Annotated in this window: 17 protein-coding genes; 13 read left to right on the top strand and 4 right to left on the bottom strand. The window is 60.6% G+C overall.

The genetic code is table 11. The annotated features are described in order from the left end of the window. Positions 1-63: 63 nt before the first annotated feature. Both AACW30_RS10830 and AACW30_RS10825 read left to right on the top strand, forming a co-directional pair. Positions 64-255, top strand: coding sequence for a hypothetical protein (locus AACW30_RS10830; protein ID WP_200624999.1), 192 nt, complete (start codon positions 64-66; stop codon positions 253-255). A gap of 46 nt (positions 256-301) precedes the next feature. Next, positions 302-1,225, top strand: coding sequence for a LysR family transcriptional regulator (locus AACW30_RS10825; protein WP_200624998.1), 924 nt, complete (start codon positions 302-304; stop codon positions 1,223-1,225). Here AACW30_RS10825 and AACW30_RS10820 read toward each other — a convergent pair. Then, positions 1,128-1,832 carry a TetR/AcrR family transcriptional regulator gene (locus AACW30_RS10820; protein ID WP_200624997.1) on the bottom strand — a complete coding sequence of 235 codons (705 nt, stop codon included), beginning with the start codon at positions 1,830-1,832 and terminating at the stop codon, positions 1,128-1,130. The two genes, AACW30_RS10825 and AACW30_RS10820, sit on opposite strands and share 98 nt — an antisense overlap. A gap of 126 nt (positions 1,833-1,958) precedes the next feature. Between AACW30_RS10820 and AACW30_RS10815 the strand changes: the two genes are divergently transcribed. The 5 genes from AACW30_RS10815 to AACW30_RS10795 all read left to right on the top strand — a co-directional run bounded on the left by AACW30_RS10815 (position 1,959) and on the right by AACW30_RS10795 (position 8,444). Then, on the top strand, positions 1,959-3,176 hold the full coding sequence (locus tag AACW30_RS10815; RefSeq protein ID WP_169367294.1) for an MFS transporter: 1,218 nt from the start codon (positions 1,959-1,961) through the stop codon (positions 3,174-3,176). Between the two features lie 84 nt (positions 3,177-3,260). Next, positions 3,261-4,172 (top strand): LysR family transcriptional regulator, encoded by a 912-nt coding sequence (locus AACW30_RS10810; protein WP_124418106.1) that lies wholly within the window; start codon positions 3,261-3,263, stop codon positions 4,170-4,172. Positions 4,173-4,263: 91 nt separating this feature from the next. Next, positions 4,264-5,028 (top strand): SDR family NAD(P)-dependent oxidoreductase, encoded by a 765-nt coding sequence (locus AACW30_RS10805; RefSeq protein ID WP_106576573.1) that lies wholly within the window; start codon positions 4,264-4,266, stop codon positions 5,026-5,028. Between the two features lie 58 nt (positions 5,029-5,086). Further along, the gene (locus tag AACW30_RS10800) at positions 5,087-7,453 is read left to right on the top strand and encodes a membrane-bound PQQ-dependent dehydrogenase, glucose/quinate/shikimate family (RefSeq protein ID WP_200624996.1); all 2,367 of its coding nucleotides are present in this window, start codon (positions 5,087-5,089) and stop codon (positions 7,451-7,453) included. Positions 7,454-7,577: 124 nt separating this feature from the next. Next, the gene (locus AACW30_RS10795; protein WP_106576574.1) at positions 7,578-8,444 is read left to right on the top strand and encodes a DNA/RNA non-specific endonuclease; all 867 of its coding nucleotides are present in this window, start codon (positions 7,578-7,580) and stop codon (positions 8,442-8,444) included. Here AACW30_RS10795 and AACW30_RS10790 read toward each other — a convergent pair. The 3 genes from AACW30_RS10790 to AACW30_RS10780 are packed head-to-tail and all read right to left on the bottom strand — an operon-like array spanning position 8,419 to position 10,709. Next, positions 8,419-9,663 (bottom strand): MFS transporter, encoded by a 1,245-nt coding sequence (locus AACW30_RS10790; protein ID WP_169367291.1) that lies wholly within the window; start codon positions 9,661-9,663, stop codon positions 8,419-8,421. The two genes, AACW30_RS10795 and AACW30_RS10790, sit on opposite strands and share 26 nt — an antisense overlap. A 7-nt stretch (positions 9,664-9,670) precedes the next feature. Then, a complete protein-coding gene (locus AACW30_RS10785) occupies positions 9,671-10,234 on the bottom strand; it encodes an isochorismatase family protein (protein ID WP_200624995.1) in 564 nt (187 codons plus the stop codon). 22 nt (positions 10,235-10,256) lie between these two features. Then, positions 10,257-10,709 carry a MarR family winged helix-turn-helix transcriptional regulator gene (locus tag AACW30_RS10780; RefSeq protein ID WP_200624994.1) on the bottom strand — a complete coding sequence of 151 codons (453 nt, stop codon included), beginning with the start codon at positions 10,707-10,709 and terminating at the stop codon, positions 10,257-10,259. 156 nt (positions 10,710-10,865) lie between these two features. Between AACW30_RS10780 and AACW30_RS10775 the strand changes: the two genes are divergently transcribed. The 6 genes from AACW30_RS10775 to AACW30_RS10750 all read left to right on the top strand — a co-directional run bounded on the left by AACW30_RS10775 (position 10,866) and on the right by AACW30_RS10750 (position 16,498). Beyond that, on the top strand, positions 10,866-11,621 hold the full coding sequence (locus AACW30_RS10775) for a DUF3944 domain-containing protein (protein WP_200624993.1): 756 nt from the start codon (positions 10,866-10,868) through the stop codon (positions 11,619-11,621). A gap of 222 nt (positions 11,622-11,843) precedes the next feature. Continuing rightward, the gene (locus AACW30_RS10770; RefSeq protein ID WP_200624992.1) at positions 11,844-12,503 is read left to right on the top strand and encodes a hypothetical protein; all 660 of its coding nucleotides are present in this window, start codon (positions 11,844-11,846) and stop codon (positions 12,501-12,503) included. After that, positions 12,446-13,645, top strand: coding sequence for a hypothetical protein (locus tag AACW30_RS10765; protein WP_200624991.1), 1,200 nt, complete (start codon positions 12,446-12,448; stop codon positions 13,643-13,645). Before AACW30_RS10770 ends, AACW30_RS10765 begins: the two co-directional genes overlap by 58 nt. A gap of 207 nt (positions 13,646-13,852) precedes the next feature. Then, on the top strand, positions 13,853-15,064 hold the full coding sequence (locus tag AACW30_RS10760; RefSeq protein WP_119742434.1) for a YeeE/YedE family protein: 1,212 nt from the start codon (positions 13,853-13,855) through the stop codon (positions 15,062-15,064). 22 nt (positions 15,065-15,086) lie between these two features. After that, on the top strand, positions 15,087-15,962 hold the full coding sequence (locus AACW30_RS10755; protein WP_200624990.1) for a LysR family transcriptional regulator: 876 nt from the start codon (positions 15,087-15,089) through the stop codon (positions 15,960-15,962). Positions 15,963-16,072: 110 nt separating this feature from the next. After that, entirely contained in the window at positions 16,073-16,498 is a 426-nt protein-coding gene (locus AACW30_RS10750; RefSeq protein WP_119742438.1) for a VOC family protein, read from the top strand. Positions 16,499-16,573: the final 75 nt, after the last annotated feature.

Genomic DNA, 16,573 nt, shown 5'->3' with positions numbered 1-16,573 from the left:
AACAGAGGCGCGTGAACAGTCTTTGAGGATTTGCACCCGCGTGTTGGCGGCACGTGCGTGGCGATGGCAAAGTCGGGCAGACACGAATCACAGCGTCGTAGCCTTCTTAACCCGCGTGGCGCGGTCAAAAGCCTCGCGCTGCGCGTGCGTGATGCGACCTATCGGTCTTCTTTCAGCCGCGATGCGGACGAGGTGCGGGTGCTGATCACCTACACGCAGCAGGTGTGGCAGCTGTATTTATGCGGCGCAGCCTGATAAACAGCTCGGTAACCGTTCTAGCTGGTACCGGGTGTCATTGATCATGAAACGCCATTTCGAAGATGTGCAGCTGGGCAGCATCGAGCTGTTTTGCCTGGCCGCCGAAGCCAATAGCTTCACCGCTGCCGCACAGATTGCCGGGGTCACCCCGGCCGCTGTGAGCCGCAGCATTTCGCGTCTGGAAGAACGCCTGGGTACGCAGTTGTTTGTGCGCACCACGCGCAGCATTCGCCTGACCGACAGCGGCCGTACATTCTTCGGGCAATGCCGCCAGGCGCTGACGCAATTGGTGGAGGCGCAGCAGGAAGTCATGGGTGCGCAGTCGGTGCCGTCCGGCCAGTTGCGCATCAGCGTGCCGACCACTTACGCCCATCATCGGCTGTTGCCGTTGCTGCCCGCGTTTCGCGCGCTGTACCCGCAAGTGACCGTGGACATCCATATCAGCAACCGCAATATCGACTTCGTTGCCGAAGGCTATGACCTAGCCATTCGCGTGCGCGCCCAGCCCGATTCATCGCTGATCGCACGGCTGCTGGAAGACGCTGAATTGGTGGTGGTGGCAGCGCCGGCCTACCTGCAGCGCGCCGGCACGCCGCAGACGTTGGAGGATCTGCCGTCGCACGAGTGCATTCAGTTTGAATTGCCCAGCAATGGCCGACGCATTCCCTGGTTGTTCCAGGTGCAAGGCCAGGAACAGGCGTTTGCCGGGGAGGCGGGTTACAGCGTTTCTCATGACGTGCTGGGCGGCGTGACCTTGGCCAAGCATGGCGCGGGGCTGTTTCAGACCTACAAGTTCATCGTCGAACACGAACTGGCTGACGGCACGCTCCTGGAGGTGTTGAAGCCGTTTGGCGGGCGCACGCGACCGTTTACGTTGCTGTACCCCCACGGGCGCTATGTGCCGCACCGGGTGCGGGCGTTTGTGGATTTTTTGCTGGCGTATCGGGACGTGTGGGCGGCGCCGTAGACGCGGCGATGTCCCATGTCAGCAGGAGTTGGCTGATCGCTGCATTGAGGGTTTCAAACGACGCATTGTCACGCGCCAGAATGGAAACACCCTGCAGAAAGCTGTCATACACCGTCGCCATTGCCGTCACATTGATTGTGTCCGGCAACTGCCCGGCACTCACACCTCGCGCCACGCACGCCACAATCCCTGCCCGAGTCCGTGCGCGTGAGTGGGTCAATGCGTCGGTGACCCGAGCATTTTCCGGGCTCGGCGCACTCATCACCCCCAGCGTGACCATGCAGCCCTTGGGGTGGGCGTTGTCACACTGCATGCGCGCCGATTGGCGCAGCGCCGTTTCGAGGGCTTGGCGTGGCGGTAGGGTTTCGTCCCACAGGCATTCGGTGACCTGGGCGTAGGTGGTCAGGTAGCGTTGCACGCACTCATCGAACAGCGCCTCTTTGGAGCCGAACGCCGCATAAAAACTCGGCGCGGAGATGCCGCCACCCAGGCCGGCCTTGAGCTGGGCGAGGGAAGTGGCGTCGTAGCCGTGCTGCCAGAACAGATGCATGGCCTGTTCCACGGCCTGGTCACGGTCGAAGTTACGCGGGCGGCCCATTTGTGCCATTTCGTTTCTCCTGTGCAGATCGATATAAATACTAGTCGATACATAAGTCATTGACAACGCGCTCGCGCAGCACGCAACATCTGTATCGATCAGTATTTAAATCGCCTCAGTTTTAAGGAGTTGCCTGTGACACCCTCACTCAGCGTATCCGCCTCGTCCGAACGCCTGCCCATCGGCGCATTGCTCGCGCTGGCCATGACCGGCTTCATCTGCATCGTTACCGAAACCCTGCCCGCCGGCCTGCTGCCGTTGATCAGCGAGGGCCTGGCGATTTCGCCGTCGCTGGCCGGGCAGATGGTCACCGCCTACGCGCTGGGTTCGGTGCTGGCGGTGATCCCCATGACCATTGCCACCCGCGGCTGGCGCCGGCGCAATGTGCTGTTGCTGACCATCGTCGGGTTTTTGCTGTTCAATTCCATCACTGCGCTGTCGTCGCACTATGGCGTGACCCTGGTGGCGCGCTTCTTCGCCGGCGTGGCGGCAGGGTTGGCCTGGAGCCTGCTGGCCGGTTACGCCCGCCGCATGGTCGCGCCGCATCAACAGGGCAGGGCGCTGGCCTTGGCGATGGTCGGCACGCCGATTGCGCTGTCGTTGGGCGTACCGCTGGGCACGTGGCTGGGCGGGCTGGTGGGCTGGCGTACCACGTTCGGCCTCATGTCGGCGCTGACGCTGATGTTGATTGTGTGGGTGCTGGTAAAAGTCCCGGACTATCCGCCCCAGGCCGCGCACCAGCGTGTGTCGCTGGCCAAGGTGCTGACCACGCCCGGTGTGCGGCCCGTGCTGGCGGTGGTGATCAGTTGGATGCTGGCGCACAACATTCTGTACACCTATATCGCCCCGTTCGTGGCGCCCGCCGGCTTGGGCGACCGCGTGGATGTGGTGCTGCTGGTGTTCGGAAGTGCTGCATTGGCGGGGATCTGGCTGACGGCCAAGTTGGTCGAGCCGCTGTTGCGCCGTACCGTGCTGGTCAGCCTGGCGACGTTTGCGGCCGTGAGCGTGGTGTTCGGTTTTGTGGGCAATATGCCGCAGGTGATTTACCTCGGCGTGGCGGTGTGGGGTTTGAGTTTTGGCGGCGCGGCGACCTTGCTGCAAACAGCCCTCGCGGACGCGGCGGGTGACGGCGCAGACGTGGCGCTGTCGCTGAACGTGGTGGCATGGAACAGCGCGATTGCCGGCAGTGGCGTGGTGGGCGGCGTACTGCTCGATACCTGGGGCGTAGCCTCATTTCCCTGGGCAATGGCGCTGTTGATAGCGCTGTCGTTTGCGATTGCCTGGCGCGCACGCACCCATGCGTTCAAGCCTGGCGCGCGCGGGGCGGGCAAGCCCGCCGTGGCGGGGCATTGACATGGTTGCTGAGTGACGCTCATTAATCTTGCTGAGTAACGGGGTAAACTCCGGCCAGTCGTCACTACCGCCCAGGACCTCGCCATGCAGATCAGCCGCGCCAACCTTGCCGACTTCGTGCTCTTCCTGGCCATTGCCCGGCACCAGAGTTTCAGCCGCGCGGGCCTGGAGGTGGGCATCAGTGCGTCGGCGCTGAGCCATGCCATCAAAGGTCTGGAAACCCGCCTCGGCGTGCGCCTGTTGAACCGCACCACCCGCAGCGTCACGTTGACCGCTGCGGGCGAGGAGTTGCACAGCGTCATCAGTCAGCCCATGGACGACATCAGCCAGGCGGTCGAAGCGCTCAATCGTTTTCGTGACGAGCCCACCGGGCGCATCCGCCTGAACCTGCTCAGCGATGCCGCCGACCTGCTACTGGGCCCGGTGTTGCCATTGTTTAACGCGCGCTATCCGGACATCCAGATCGACCTGACCGTGACCAACCAGCTCGTCGACGTCATTGGCGCAGGGCATGATGCGGGCATCCGCTACGGCGGGACGGTGCCGGAAGACATGATCGCTCAGCGGTTGTCCGCGGATATCCGTTGGGTGGTGGCCGGTTCGGCGAGTTATCTGCAGCAGTTTGGCGTGCCTCGCCATCCCCATGACTTGCTCGACCATCGCTGCCTGCGCATCCGTCTGGGCAACGGTTGCCTGTACGACTGGGAGTTCGAAAAAGGCGGCGAGCACCTGGCGATTGCAGTGCCAGGCGCCATCACCCTGGATGAAACGCGCGTCGGCCTGTCGCTGATGCGCCAGGGCGCTGGCCTGATGTATGCGCCGGAACCGGCCATGGCCCCTTTGGTGGCGCGCGGGGAGGCGGTGCGCGTGCTCGACGATTGGGCCAGCATGGGCCCCGGGTTTCATATGTATTACGCCAGCCATCGGCAATTGCCGATGGGGCTGAGGCTTTTGATCGACCTGATCCGGGAAGTGCAGCCGCTCGGTGATTGCTGAGCAGCGCTCATCAGTACATCCCGATTTCACCCGGTATTCATCCTCTGCTGCGTCACTTAGCGTGACGCTACGTTTGAGCGAGGAGATACCCATGAGTTTTTCATTCCAGCATCAGGTTGCGCTGGTCACCGGCGCGGCGTCCGGCATTGGTCTGGCGACCGCCAACGCATTCGCGCACGCCGGTGCAGCCGTGGCGATTGTCGACGTCAACGCGCAGGCTGCACGCGCGGCCGCCGAGGCGTTGGTGGCCGCCGGTTATCAAGCGATTGGTCTTGGCTGCGACGTCTGCGACATTGACCAAGTACAGGCCATGGTCAAGGAAACCGTCGCGACGTTTGGCCGACTTGATGCGGCATTCAATAACGCCGGCATCCAGAACGTACTGGCAGAAACCGCCGATGCGAGCGTTGAGGATTACGACCGGGTCATGTCGGTCAACCTGCGAGGCGTCTGGAGCTGCATGAAGTTCGAGCTTGAGCACATGCGTCGCCAGGGCAGCGGCACCATCGTCAACTGTTCCTCTCTGGGCGGTCTGGTCGGCGGGGCGCAGCGCGCCAATTACCACGCGGCCAAGCATGGCGTGATCGGGCTGACCAAAAGTGCGGCGCTTGAATACGCCACCCGAAACATCCGCATCAACGCGGTATGCCCCGGATTGATCTGGACGCCAATGGCTGACCAGATGGTTGCCGCCGGCCAGGGCGACGCGCTGGCGGGCATGGTCAAAAGCATACCGATGGGGCGTCACGGTCGCCCGGAAGAAATCGCCGACGCCGTGCTCTGGCTCAGCAGCTCGACCTCCAGCTATGTCACAGGCCAGTCCATTTCGGTGGACGGGGGTTTTGTCATGCGCTAGCACCGGCGTTACGCCACGCAAGCCGCGCCCGACATTACCCACAAGGAGTACCGAGCCGATGCCGCCATCAGCCTCTTCCAAAACAGCTGCGCTCATGCTCATCGGGCTCGGCCTCATGCTCGCGCTGGCAGGTGCGTGCCTGTTGGGCGGTGGCGGCTATCTGATCGCCCTCGGGGGTTCCTGGTACTTCGCGCTCGCGGGCCTTGGCCTGTCTGCCAGCGGGGTGTTGTTGATGCGCCGCCGCCTGCAAGGCGTGGTGATTTACCTGGGCGTATCAGCCGCCACCGTCGCGTGGTCATTGTGGGAGGTTGGCCTGGATTTCTGGCCGCTGTTTTCCCGCTTGATGGCGTTTGGGGTGCTGGCGGTGCCGGTGCTGCTTGCCACTGCGCAGCTGCGCGTCAAGGCTCGACCGGCCGCCTACGCGGGGGCTGCGCTCGTGAGCCTCTGCCTGGCGGCCACGCTCTACCTGGCCCTGCAGCCACAGCCTATTCAAACGGCTACGGGCGCGCCGGCGCCGGTAGCCGGAAAGGCCGTCGGCAACGTGGAGCCGGCGACCGACTGGCGCTACTTCGGCCAAAGCCCCTCGGGAACCCGACATGCGCGGCTCGAAGCAATCACCCCGCAAAATGTTGCCGGGCTGCAAGTGGCCTGGACCTACCGCACCGGCGAAATTCCCCGCGGCAGCCAGGGGCATGTGGTCACGCCGCTGCATGTGGACGGCGTGCTGTATGGCTGCACACAGTCCAGCCAATTGTTCGCGCTGGATGCCGACACTGGTCAGGAAATCTGGCACCACGACCCACACGTGCAGGCGAACAATGTCTACCCGCGCTGCCGAGGCGTGGGGTATTACGCCGCGCCTGAGGCTTCAACCTCAACGGGCCAAGCGTGCACGCGGCGGATCATTGCAACCACCGTGGATGCGCGCTTGATTGCCGTGGACGCGCACACGGGGCAAGCGTGCGCAGGGTTCGGCGACGCGGGCAGCGTCAGCTTGCACAGCGGCATGGGCAGCGCCGATCAGGCGCTTTATTTCCCCACCGCCGCGCCCACCGTGGTGCGTGATCTTGTCGTTGTCGGCGGGCTGGTCTGGGACAACCAGAAGACTGGCGAGCCCTCCGGTGTGGTGCGCGCCTTCAACGTGCGTACGGGCGCACTGGTGTGGGCCTGGGACTTGGGCAACCCGGCGATTACCCGTGAGCCACCCGAGGGCCACACCTACACGGCGGGCACGCCGAACGTGTGGTCGACGCCTGCGTTCGATGAGGCACTGGGCTTGATTTATCTTCCCACGGGCAACGCCACGCCAGACTTTTGGGGCGGCCATCGCACCGACGCCGACGACCGCTATTCCTCCTCTATCGTTGCCCTCGACATTGCCACCGGCCGAGAACGCTGGCATTTCCAGACGGTGCACCACGACGTGTGGGATTACGACGTCCCGTCGCAGCCCGCGCTGTACGACGTGCCGGATGGCAACGGCGGAACGCTCCCGGCGTTGATCCAGACCACCAAGCGCGGGCAGATCTTCATGCTTGACCGACGCACGGGTCGCCCGATTGCGCAGGTGCAGGAACAACCCGTCCCGCAAGGTGGTGTGGCTGATGACCGGACGTCGCCGACCCAGCCGTACTCGGTCGGCATGCCTTCGATTGGCACGCAGCCGTTGAGCGAAAAACGCATGTGGGGGCTCACGCCGTTGGATCAGTTGATGTGCCGCATTCAATTTCGCCGGGCGCGTTACGAGGGTGAGTTCACACCGCCCAGCGAGCGCCTGACCCTGCAATACCCGAGTTGGCTGGGCGGCATGAACTGGGGCTCTGTGTCGATTGCCGAAAACCTCGGCTACCTGATCGTCAACGACACGCGCGTGGCGACCTGGAGCCGGATGATCCCGCGTGCCGTCTACGATCAAAAAGCGCTCAGCGGCGGCGGGCACGAAGGCAATGCACCCCAGGCGGGTACGCCGTGGGGCATTGAGCAAGGACGCTTTCTGTCACCGCTGGGCATCCCATGCCAGGCGCCGCCTTACGGAACCCTCAGCGCGGTCGACCTGGCCACGCGCAAAGTGCTCTGGTCAATGCCCCTGGGCACCACCGAGCAAACCGGGCCGCTGGGGCTCGCCACCCATCTGCCCATGCCCATCGGCATGCCAACGCGCGGCGGCCCGGTGACGACCGCCACTGGCCTGGTCTTCATGGCCGGCACCCAGGACTTCTACCTGCGCGCCTTTGATGTACGCACCGGCCATGAACTGTGGAAAGGTCGTTTGCCGGTGGGCGCAGAAGCAACACCCATGACGTATAGTTCGCCGAAGACCGGCCGCCAGTTCCTGGTCATCAGCGCCGGTGGCAACTCGGCCACCACGCTCAAAGGCGACTACGTGGTGGCCTTCGCATTACCTGTACCGATGATTCAACATTGACGCGATAAAGCGCGTGAAGCGGCCGCACTAAAATGCCTTTCGAGGGTCAATAAACCTCGCAAGATCATCCACTTGGCTCCGCCAGCGGAGCCTGCCGCCTTACTCCCTTTCAAAGAAGTCATGCATGCACCTGCGCAAAATTGCAGTCGGGCTGTCAGCCCTTGTTTTGCTTTCCACCGGGGCAGATGCCCGTGGTTTGCTCGACCTTATCAAGCCACCCGCCCAGGAACACACCTCACGCGCAGGCTCGACCAGCCAGCGCGCGGCCCTCGACCTTTATTCCAGCAAGCAACAGCAGCCCTCGTTCGCCAGCTGCGCCGATCTGTTCCCTGGTGCCACACCGATCAACACCGCCACCGTGCCCAGCACCATGAAACCCATGGCGTTGTGTTCCGATAGCTTTGCGGTGCTCTACTCGCAAACGAGCAAGACGCCGCTGGTGGTGGTCGAGCGCTTGAACGCCGCCCAGCTCAAGGACGCCAAAGGCGAGGAACGCACCAACCAGTTCTACGCAGACCCGCGCATCCCCAAAGGCGCTCGCGCCGAGTTGAGCGACTACCGCAGCCAGCACCCGGCCGTGGACCGTGGTCATCAGTCTCCGGCGGCCGACGCGCCGAGCGCGAATGCCATGGCGCAATCCTTCGCGCTGTCGAACATGGTGCCGCAAGACCCCACCAACAACCGCAAGATCTGGAGCAAGGTCGAGGCGGATGTGCGCAAGTTTGCCGTGCGTGCCGGCGGCGATGTGTTTGTGTTCACCGGCCCGTTGTTCGACGCGGGCTACAGCACCATCGGCGACAACAAGGTCTGGGTGCCGACGCGCCTGTTCAAGTTGGTGTACGACGCCTCGTCGAAACGCGCCTGGGCCTATGTGCTGCCCAACGCTGAAACGCGCATCCAGAAGCCGATGGACTACGAAACGTTTGTGAAGAGTACCGGGCTGAAGCTGCTGGGCAATCTGCCGGTCACGGGGTCGGTGGGCCGGACGTGATCACCTGCGGCCGATCCAGCTGGCGCTTGATTGTGTAGAGCGCCACGCCCACCGCCAGGATGCCTGACACCGCGCCGACCACCAGCGCCCAGCGCGGGCCCAAGTGGTCGGCGACCCAACCGACGATGGGCGCGCCAATTGGCGTGCCGCCCAGGGCGACGGCGACGCGCAGTGCGATCACCCGGCCGCGCATCGCGGGTTCGGTGGTGAGTTGCATCAAGCTGTTGGTGGTGTTGCTGAAGGTCATGGCGCCCACGCCGATGACCACCAGCGCAATCGCAAACGTCCAGTAATTGGGCGCCAGGGCTGCCAGCACGCAGCCAAATCCAAACACTGCCGCACCGGTCAGCAAAGACTTGAACCGGGGGCGTTCGCTGCCCGCGGCAATCAGCGCACCGGCGATGGTGCCGATGGCCAGGGTCGAGGTCAGCAGCCCGTAGCCGCGCGCGTCAGCGTGGAACACCGTGACGGCCATGGTCGAGATGAAAATCGGGAAGTTCATGCCGAAGGTGCCGATCAGAAACAGCATCAGCAGGATGGCTTTCAAGTCCGGCCGCGCCCACACGTAACGCATGCCTTCGGTAAGGCTGCCTTTGGTACGCAGCGCGCGCACCTTGGTGTGTTGACTTGAGACGCGCAGGAAAAACAGCGACGCCAGCACCGCAAAAAAGCTCGAGCCATTGAGCAGGAACGCCCAGCCGGTGCCCACCGACGCGATGGTCACGCCGGCCACGGCCGGGCCGATCATGCGCGCCATGTTGAACGAGGTGGAGTTGAGCGCGATGGCATTCGACAAGTCCTTCTCGCCCACCAGTTCTGCGACGAAAATCTGCCGCACCGGCGCATCGAATGCCGAGGCGCAGCCGGATAAAAACGCGAACACGTACACATGCCACAGCTGCACGAAGCCTGTGATGGTGAACACGCCCAGCGTCAGCGCCAGCAAGCCCATCACCGCCTGAGTGAAGATCAACAGCTTGCGCTGGTCGTAGTGATCGGCAGCAAACCCGGTCCACGGCAGCAACAACAACTGCGGCCCGAACTGCAGCGCCATCACGATACCCACCGCGGCGGCGTTGTGCGGCGTGAGCTGAGTCAGCACCAGCCAGTCCTGGGCGGTGCGTTGCATCCAGGTGCCGACGTTGGACACCAGCGCGCCGGCGGCCCAGATGCGGTAGTTGGGGCTGCGCAGGGAACGGAACGTGCCGAGGAAACTCATGACGGCTTCAGTTCCCCCGGTTGTCGAGCAACTCGATGATGGCTTGCGCCGTGCCCGATTCGCCCAGCTTGGGGAACACGTGCTGCAGGCTGTAGGCATGGGCCTCGGGGCTGACGTCGGTCATGGCATCGATGGCCAGGGTCACGTTGAAGCCGAATTCGTAGGCCTGCCGCGCGGTGGCTTCGACGCCGGTGCCGGTGACGACACCTGTGATCACCACTTGGGTGACATTGAGCGCCTTCAACTGCGCCTCAAGGTCCGTGTTGGCGAAGGCGCCCCAGCTGCGTTTGGTCACCAGAATGTCGCTGGGCTGGTGGCCGAGTTGCGCAATCAGATCAGCCCAATCGGGTGGCAGGTCAGTGATGCGACGCGGCCGCTCGGTGCGTCCCGGCGCAAAGCCGCTGACATTCACCAGCACCACCGGCAGCCCGCGTTCGCGAAAGGCGTCGAGCAGTGCACGCGACCGCTCTATCACCTCGCCAATGGGATGGATAAAAGGGTAGCCAACGATGCCGTGTTGCAGGTCCACGATGATCAGGGCGGTTGTTGCATCCAGCGAGGTGACAGCCATGCTATTTCCTCAATCGGGTGATTCAAAAGTCGGCTAGGCGCTCCAGCAGTTTCACCGCAGCGGCGAGTTCGTGTTGTTCCTGGGGCGACAGTTGTTCCTGCAGCGCGTGCAGCAGCCAATCGTCTTTGGCGGCGCGGCTTTGGGTCAGGTGTTTGCGCAAGGCGGGCGTCAGTTCGATCAGCGTCTGCCGGCCATCGGATGGGTCCGGCTTGCCGCTGACGGCTTGCATTGCCTCAAGCCCGGCCACGGTGATGCGCATCGACTGCGGCCGCACACTTTCAGCGCGGGCGAGGGCGGACACGGTCGTCGGGCCATCACGGTCCAGGCGCAGCAACACCGACTTTTGCGCGGTGGTGAAATCATCGGGGTGAGTCTGTTCGCGCAGGCGGCGGATCAGCTTGCCCAGTGAGATGCGCAGTTCGGCGGCCAGGGTGGCGCAGGAGTGGGTGCTGGAGATAGGAGAGTATTTGCTCATCTCAGAACGGTAGCATGCCCACAGCAAAGCTTTACAGTTTTGCTGTATTGATTTTAGGCGATGAATAATTCCCTGCTCAGTGTTCCTTGAATAGTGGCAAAATGATATTTTTGCGTCTTGAAATATTTACCCAGCCAATAGGAAAAGGAGCCAGTGATGGCCTACAGAGACGATAGCGACCTTGAGTTTCTTTCAAAACTTGACTCGGAGTCGATGAACGATTTGGTCTATTGCCTCGTCCACGATAAAGACGGGAGTGTCAGGCTGACGGAAGAGCTGACGACCAATGACATGTACAAAGCCTGGTTCCCGGATCACCGACGTTATTGGGAATCGGTCGCTGCCGAAATTCAGTGCTTTGGCGGTAATACATTCGCAACGATGCTTAGGGGTGGGAAAGGCGTCCTTTATAAAGAGGTGCTCCAAGACGTTTGCGACAAAATGAGGGTTAACTACAACAGTAGTTCTAGTGTTGAGAAAATCGAGCAAAACCTGCTGATGAAAATCCTCACGGATGCGGTTGAAAAAATGACGCCGGCCGAATTGAAAGAGTTGGCAGACGCAGTAGGCGTGAAGAACGTTGGATTACTCACTTCCGAAGCGATGCTTGGGGTATTCCAGGCTGTCTTCAAAGCAGGAGGATTTAAATCCTATCAATTAACGCTGATTATCGTTAACGCGATTCTCAAAGCGTTGATCGGGCGTGGGCTGAGTTTGGCGGGCAACGTTGCCTTGACCCGGACTATGGCCGTGTTGACAGGCCCTATTGGATGGGTTATCACCGGTGCATGGACGGCCATCGATATCGCCAGCCCCGCCTATAGAGTGACCATCCCCGCTGTTATTCAGGTCGCTGCGTTGCGTCAGAAATACCTTTATGAAACGCAAGCGTCACAGGTCGAATTTAGCTAAATATTCAGGGAGGATTATTGATCACGGTGAGAGGCTAGGGGGCATTTGATTTCTTTCCTCTTTCCTCTTTCCTGTAGCGTAACGGTGAGTGATTCAAGTGCATCCTTTATCTCGGTGAGCGCGGGGTATCAGCCCCATTGGTTATCTGGGTATATGGACCGTCCCGTTCGTATAAAGGACTCGCATATTCTGGTACAGATTGAGCGAAAGGAAGCGTGAACTATGAATTCAAAAAGCAAGATAACTTCGGCAGGCAGTGTGTCGCCCTTTGCAAGCTTTATTGTCGCGCGTTTGGCGGGGCGACGAACAAAAATAGCTGAAATCGAAAACGCGGTGTTGGAGGTTATTAAGCCCGTCGGAGGCTGGCGTGATTCAAAAAAGCTGACAATAAAAGCCAATAGCAATTTGCTGAAGGCGAGTGCATTTCATTTAATTGAAAAGCGGCAGGTAAATTGGGCGGGTGGGAATAGAGTCGAAGACGAGCTTAATCATTTTTTTGCTGTTTTTCTTGTCGAGGATTATGTGGCACTTTATGTAAGTGATAGTGACCTTAAGTCCACCGTGCATGAGGCGCTCATGCTCGATGAAATTCCTTCACTCAAGCCCGTGGATGAGGCTGTATTGATTAACGCTTATATTAACGGGAAATCATTGCGTACCCTGTGGTTGGGAGGCATTCATCGGAATGTGTCAGTGAAACCAAACAGCAAGGTGCTCAGCGGAGAGTCCTTGGGGGATGCGATAGATACGTTCGGGGATAATACCTTTATCGCCGGGGCCGTTCGATCCAATATCGCCGGTGTGAGTTTGAAAAGAAGTGGTGTTTGGTTCGGTCCGAAAAAAACTGGTCAGACTTTTCAGATGCTGCCTATGGCTTGTTAACTACATTAAATGCTTCCGATCAGCAGAAACCAAAAAGTACTTCTGTTCATTCTGGGCTGGCGAGCAGTGCGCCTGATTTTAGCCGGGTCGGCCGAGCCTATTTGATTGAATGGGCCGATCCAGAAACTATAAAGGGACGAACGAAGGGGAAAAGAATAGTTGAGTTACGCGACACCTATGAAATGAACTTGACATCCACGCAGCCGTTGGCAAAGGATGTGCAAGTTGAAGTCACCGCAACGGCTACAGGTACGTCTCAGGTTTTTGACCTGGCACTCGGTATGAAAAATCGTAAAGTTACTTTCAAGGCGTCACCGCGCCAGGTATCTTCAGAGTTTATCGATTGGATAGCGGGAGTGGAGCACGATGCTGAAGTGATGCGACTGCTTTATGACTGCGGGCACTCAGTGGTGTGCGCCACGTTATGTCTGCCCGCCGTAGTTCATAGAAAGTTCGGAATAGAGTTTTTAGATTTTGCCCCTCTTGGGTTTAATTATAATGTGAAAATGGAAAAGCCTCCGGGCGCGCCACCCCCACTCGACAATATTTACGATTTGAACGATGTCAGCTTGTTCAAATGGGTGGCTAAAGAAGGACTGGGGCTTATGAAGCTGGAGCAGCCAACGCCCGGTTGTTGCTGGTTGTATTGTGATGACAGGTCTAAAGAAGTAGCAGACTTCATTCATGTGTATAAGCCGGCTTCCGGCACGCCTAAAGTATCAATTATCCATGTCAAGGGGGCGAATAATGACTCCCTTACTCGCTTGATCTCACCGGGTGCCTATGAACTTGTCACAGCGCAAGCGATTAAAAATCTGAAAAGGATCTCTGCGGGCTCTATCGTTGATAGTATCAAGTCTGTTTTGATCGCCTCTACGAATCGCGTTTGGGACGAGGCTTGGCGCGTAGGTCTGAGGAGTAACGGTTCAGTAAAGACAGACTTTTATAACGCTCTTAGTGGTATTAAGCAGGATTGTGATTATCAAGTTGTTATTGTTCAGCCACATGCGTTGAAGAGTAAGTTTAATCCTACGGGCACGCCCACCATAGGTGAGCTTCAATTGCATACGTTGTTGCTGGGGGCTGAAGCTCTGGCGCACTCGGTATCTGCAGAATTTCGCGTTATCTCTGATAATCGATAATTTTGGGTTCGCATGCGTATGCTCCGCGCTCTTTGTTCTTGGTTCTTTGCGTGTCAGGGCCGCGTAGGATCTGGACAGGTCCAGTGCTGAAGGAAACCCGAGGGCACGCTTTGAGCTAATGGCTGGAGCGGGGTCAAATATTGGGTAGCGCTGGGCTTATACTCGTCCACTGGCGATTGCACACTCTCAAACAAACCGAGATACCCCATGAGCACCTCTGTTTCCCTCACGCCTGCGCGCAAGCCTATCGCGCCGCTGGTGGCTTTTATCATCCTGTTGGCGGGCGCCGTGTTCCTGCAAAGCAGTGTCGGCTCACGCCAGGTGCTGTTGCTGGTGGTCGGCGCGGCACTGGGTTTGACCCTGTATCACGCCGCCTTTGGCTTTACCTCCGCCTGGCGCGTGTTCATCAATGATCGGCGTGGAGCCGGCTTGCGAGCGCAGATGGTGATGCTGGCGGTGGCGGTCGTGCTGTTTTTCCCGGCGCTTGGGGCAGGCACGCTGTTGGGTCAGCCGGTGGTCGGGCTGGTGGCGCCGGCCGGCGTGTCGGTGGTGTTTGGCGCGTTCATCTTCGGCATCGGCATGCAGCTGGGCGGCGGTTGTGCCTCGGGCACGTTGTTCACTGTGGGCGGCGGCAATGCGCGCATGTTGGTGACGTTGTTCTTCTTCATTTGCGGTTCGTTGATCGCCACCCACCATGTCGATTGGTGGTTTGCACTGCCGGCATTCCCGGCGGTGTCCATCGTCAAAAGCTTCGGCGTTGTACCGGCGCTGCTCTTGAGCCTGGCGGTGTTCGCGATCATTGCAGCCGTCACCGTGCGCCTGGAGAAGGGCCGTCATGGCCAACTGGAAGAGGGCGTGACCAGCGAACACACCGGCCTGCGCCGTTTCCTGCGCGGGCCGTGGCCCTTGGTATGGGGCGCGATAGGCCTGGCGCTGCTCAATTACGCCACCCTGGCGCTGGCTGGGCGGCCGTGGGGCATTACCTCGGCGTTCGCGCTGTGGGGCGCCAAGGTCGCCAGCGGTTTGGGTGTAGACGTGGCCAGCTGGGCGTTCTGGCAGGTACCGGGCAATGCCAAGGCCCTGGCCGCACCGGTGTGGGAAGACATCACCAGCGTGATGGACATCGGTATTGTTCTCGGCGCTTTGTTGGCGGCCGGCCTGGCCGGGCGTTTTGCGCCCAGCCTGAAAATCCCCGCGCGGTCACTGGTGGCGGCGGTGATCGGTGGCTTGCTGCTGGGTTACGGTTCGCGTCTGGCGTACGGTTGTAATATCGGCGCGTACTTCAGCGGTATCGCTTCGGGCAGCCTGCATGGCTGGGTATGGTTGGTGGCGGCGTTTATCGGTAACAGCGTGGGCGTGCGGTTGCGTCCCTTCTTCTTTGCGGGCGAGCGGCCGCAGGTGGCGTTAAGCGGCTGCTGAGCGAACCAGTGAGGTATGCGGCATGATTCGAGAACTGAGGACTTTCGTCAGCGCCGCGCGGCGCGGCACTTTTGCCGCTGCCGGTCAGCAGGTGGGGCTGACGCAATCGGCCGTGAGCGCGCAGATCAAGCACCTTGAAGACGCGCTGGGGGTGAAGCTGTTCGACCGCACCGGCCGCTCGGCCACCCTCAACTCGGCCGGGCAGCGCGCGGTGCCGCTGGCGGAGGAAATCCTCGATATTTTCTCGCGCATGGGCACCCCCGACAGGGCCAACAACTTCCACGGTTCGTTGCGCATCGGCGCCATCGGCAGTGTGCAGACCGGCATCCTGCCCAAGGCGCTGGTGGCCCTCAAACAGCGGGCGCCGTTTATTGAAGTCAAACTGGTGCCCGGGGTTTCGCTGAACCTGCTCAGCCAGGTCGATGCCGGTGAACTGGACCTGGCGATCATGATTCACCCGCCGTTCAACCTGCCAAAGGACCTGAATGTCGAGGTCATCGCCCGCGAGCCTTTTGTGCTCATCACCGCCAAGGACGTGCCGGGCGATGACCCGCTGCAGATCCTGCGCGAGCAGCCGTTTGTGCGATACGACCGGGGCTCGTTCGGTGGCCGCCAGGTCACGCAGTTTCTCAAGGAACAAAAGATCCAGACGCAGCAGGCGCTTGAGCTTGATGAGTTGGACGCCATCGTCAAGATGGTCCGCAGCGGCCTCGGCGTGTCCCTGGTGCCACTGGCCGGCTTGTGGCTGGAACACGGCAGCGACGTGCGGGTTTTGCGATTGGACGGCCTGACCTTCCATCGCGAAATCGTCTTGCTCACCAAGTACACCCAGCGCCAACTGCCGCTCTTCGCGTTATTCAGGGCGTGCATCATGGAAGTGCTCGGTGCGCCGAAGTAGGGCGCGAGCATCGAAAAAACTGAGGCTCAGGACGAAAGATATGCGCTTTATCGCTCGGTCTTTCTGGTGAAGAATCGAGTTCTGAATAACAGAACCCGCAGGTAGCCACCGTGAGCCTTTCGCCCTTTCATCTTGCTATTCCCGTCTACGACCTCGCCGCCGCCCGCCACTTCTACGGCGACGTGTTTGGCCTTCGCGAAGGTCGCTCCAGCGCGCAATGGGTCGATTTCGACTTTTACGGGCACCAGTTGGTCATCCACGAACACCCCAAGACGGAATCCCAGGCATCGGTGCACTCCAACCCTGTCGATGGTCATGACGTACCGGTCCCGCATTTCGGCATCATCCTGCACTGGGACCAATGGGAAGCCCTGGCCGATCGGCTCAGAGCGCGTGAAACCCGGTTTGTGATCGAACCCTACATCCGCTTTCAGGGCCAGGTCGGCGAGCAAGCCACCATGTTCCTGTTTGACCCGTGCGGCAACGCGCTGGAGTTCAAGGCGTTCAAGGACATGAGCCAGTTGTTCGCCAAGTAGTTGCCATCCGCGCGACCGTCGCCACCCGAGCGACGGCGTTAATAAGACGTGAAGCTGCATGCCTGCCGCATGAGA

Origin of the sequence: Pseudomonas sp. MF6747 (assembly GCF_963890955.1) — a bacterium.
In the GTDB taxonomy this organism is placed as follows: Bacteria; Pseudomonadota; Gammaproteobacteria; order Pseudomonadales; family Pseudomonadaceae; genus Aquipseudomonas.
This window is presented reverse-complemented; position numbering and strand designations above follow the sequence as displayed.

Excerpts from the sequence above, each read along its gene's own strand:
- AACW30_RS10780 (WP_200624994.1), bottom strand. The coding sequence starts at position 10,709 with ATGAGCAAATACTCTCCTATCTCCAGCACCCACTCCTGCGCCACCCTG.
- AACW30_RS10830 (WP_200624999.1), top strand. The coding sequence starts at position 64 with ATGGCAAAGTCGGGCAGACACGAATCACAGCGTCGTAGCCTTCTTAAC.
- AACW30_RS10755 (WP_200624990.1), top strand. The coding sequence starts at position 15,087 with ATGATTCGAGAACTGAGGACTTTCGTCAGCGCCGCGCGGCGCGGCACT.
- AACW30_RS10820 (WP_200624997.1), bottom strand. The coding sequence starts at position 1,832 with ATGGCACAAATGGGCCGCCCGCGTAACTTCGACCGTGACCAGGCCGTG.
- AACW30_RS10790 (WP_169367291.1), bottom strand. The coding sequence starts at position 9,663 with ATGAGTTTCCTCGGCACGTTCCGTTCCCTGCGCAGCCCCAACTACCGC.
- AACW30_RS10795 (WP_106576574.1), top strand. The coding sequence starts at position 7,578 with ATGCACCTGCGCAAAATTGCAGTCGGGCTGTCAGCCCTTGTTTTGCTT.
- AACW30_RS10785 (WP_200624995.1), bottom strand. The coding sequence starts at position 10,234 with ATGGCTGTCACCTCGCTGGATGCAACAACCGCCCTGATCATCGTGGAC.
- AACW30_RS10800 (WP_200624996.1), top strand. The coding sequence starts at position 5,087 with ATGCCGCCATCAGCCTCTTCCAAAACAGCTGCGCTCATGCTCATCGGG.
- AACW30_RS10805 (WP_106576573.1), top strand. The coding sequence starts at position 4,264 with ATGAGTTTTTCATTCCAGCATCAGGTTGCGCTGGTCACCGGCGCGGCG.
- AACW30_RS10810 (WP_124418106.1), top strand. The coding sequence starts at position 3,261 with ATGCAGATCAGCCGCGCCAACCTTGCCGACTTCGTGCTCTTCCTGGCC.
- AACW30_RS10770 (WP_200624992.1), top strand. The coding sequence starts at position 11,844 with ATGAATTCAAAAAGCAAGATAACTTCGGCAGGCAGTGTGTCGCCCTTT.
- AACW30_RS10775 (WP_200624993.1), top strand. The coding sequence starts at position 10,866 with ATGGCCTACAGAGACGATAGCGACCTTGAGTTTCTTTCAAAACTTGAC.
- AACW30_RS10825 (WP_200624998.1), top strand. The coding sequence starts at position 302 with ATGAAACGCCATTTCGAAGATGTGCAGCTGGGCAGCATCGAGCTGTTT.
- AACW30_RS10760 (WP_119742434.1), top strand. The coding sequence starts at position 13,853 with ATGAGCACCTCTGTTTCCCTCACGCCTGCGCGCAAGCCTATCGCGCCG.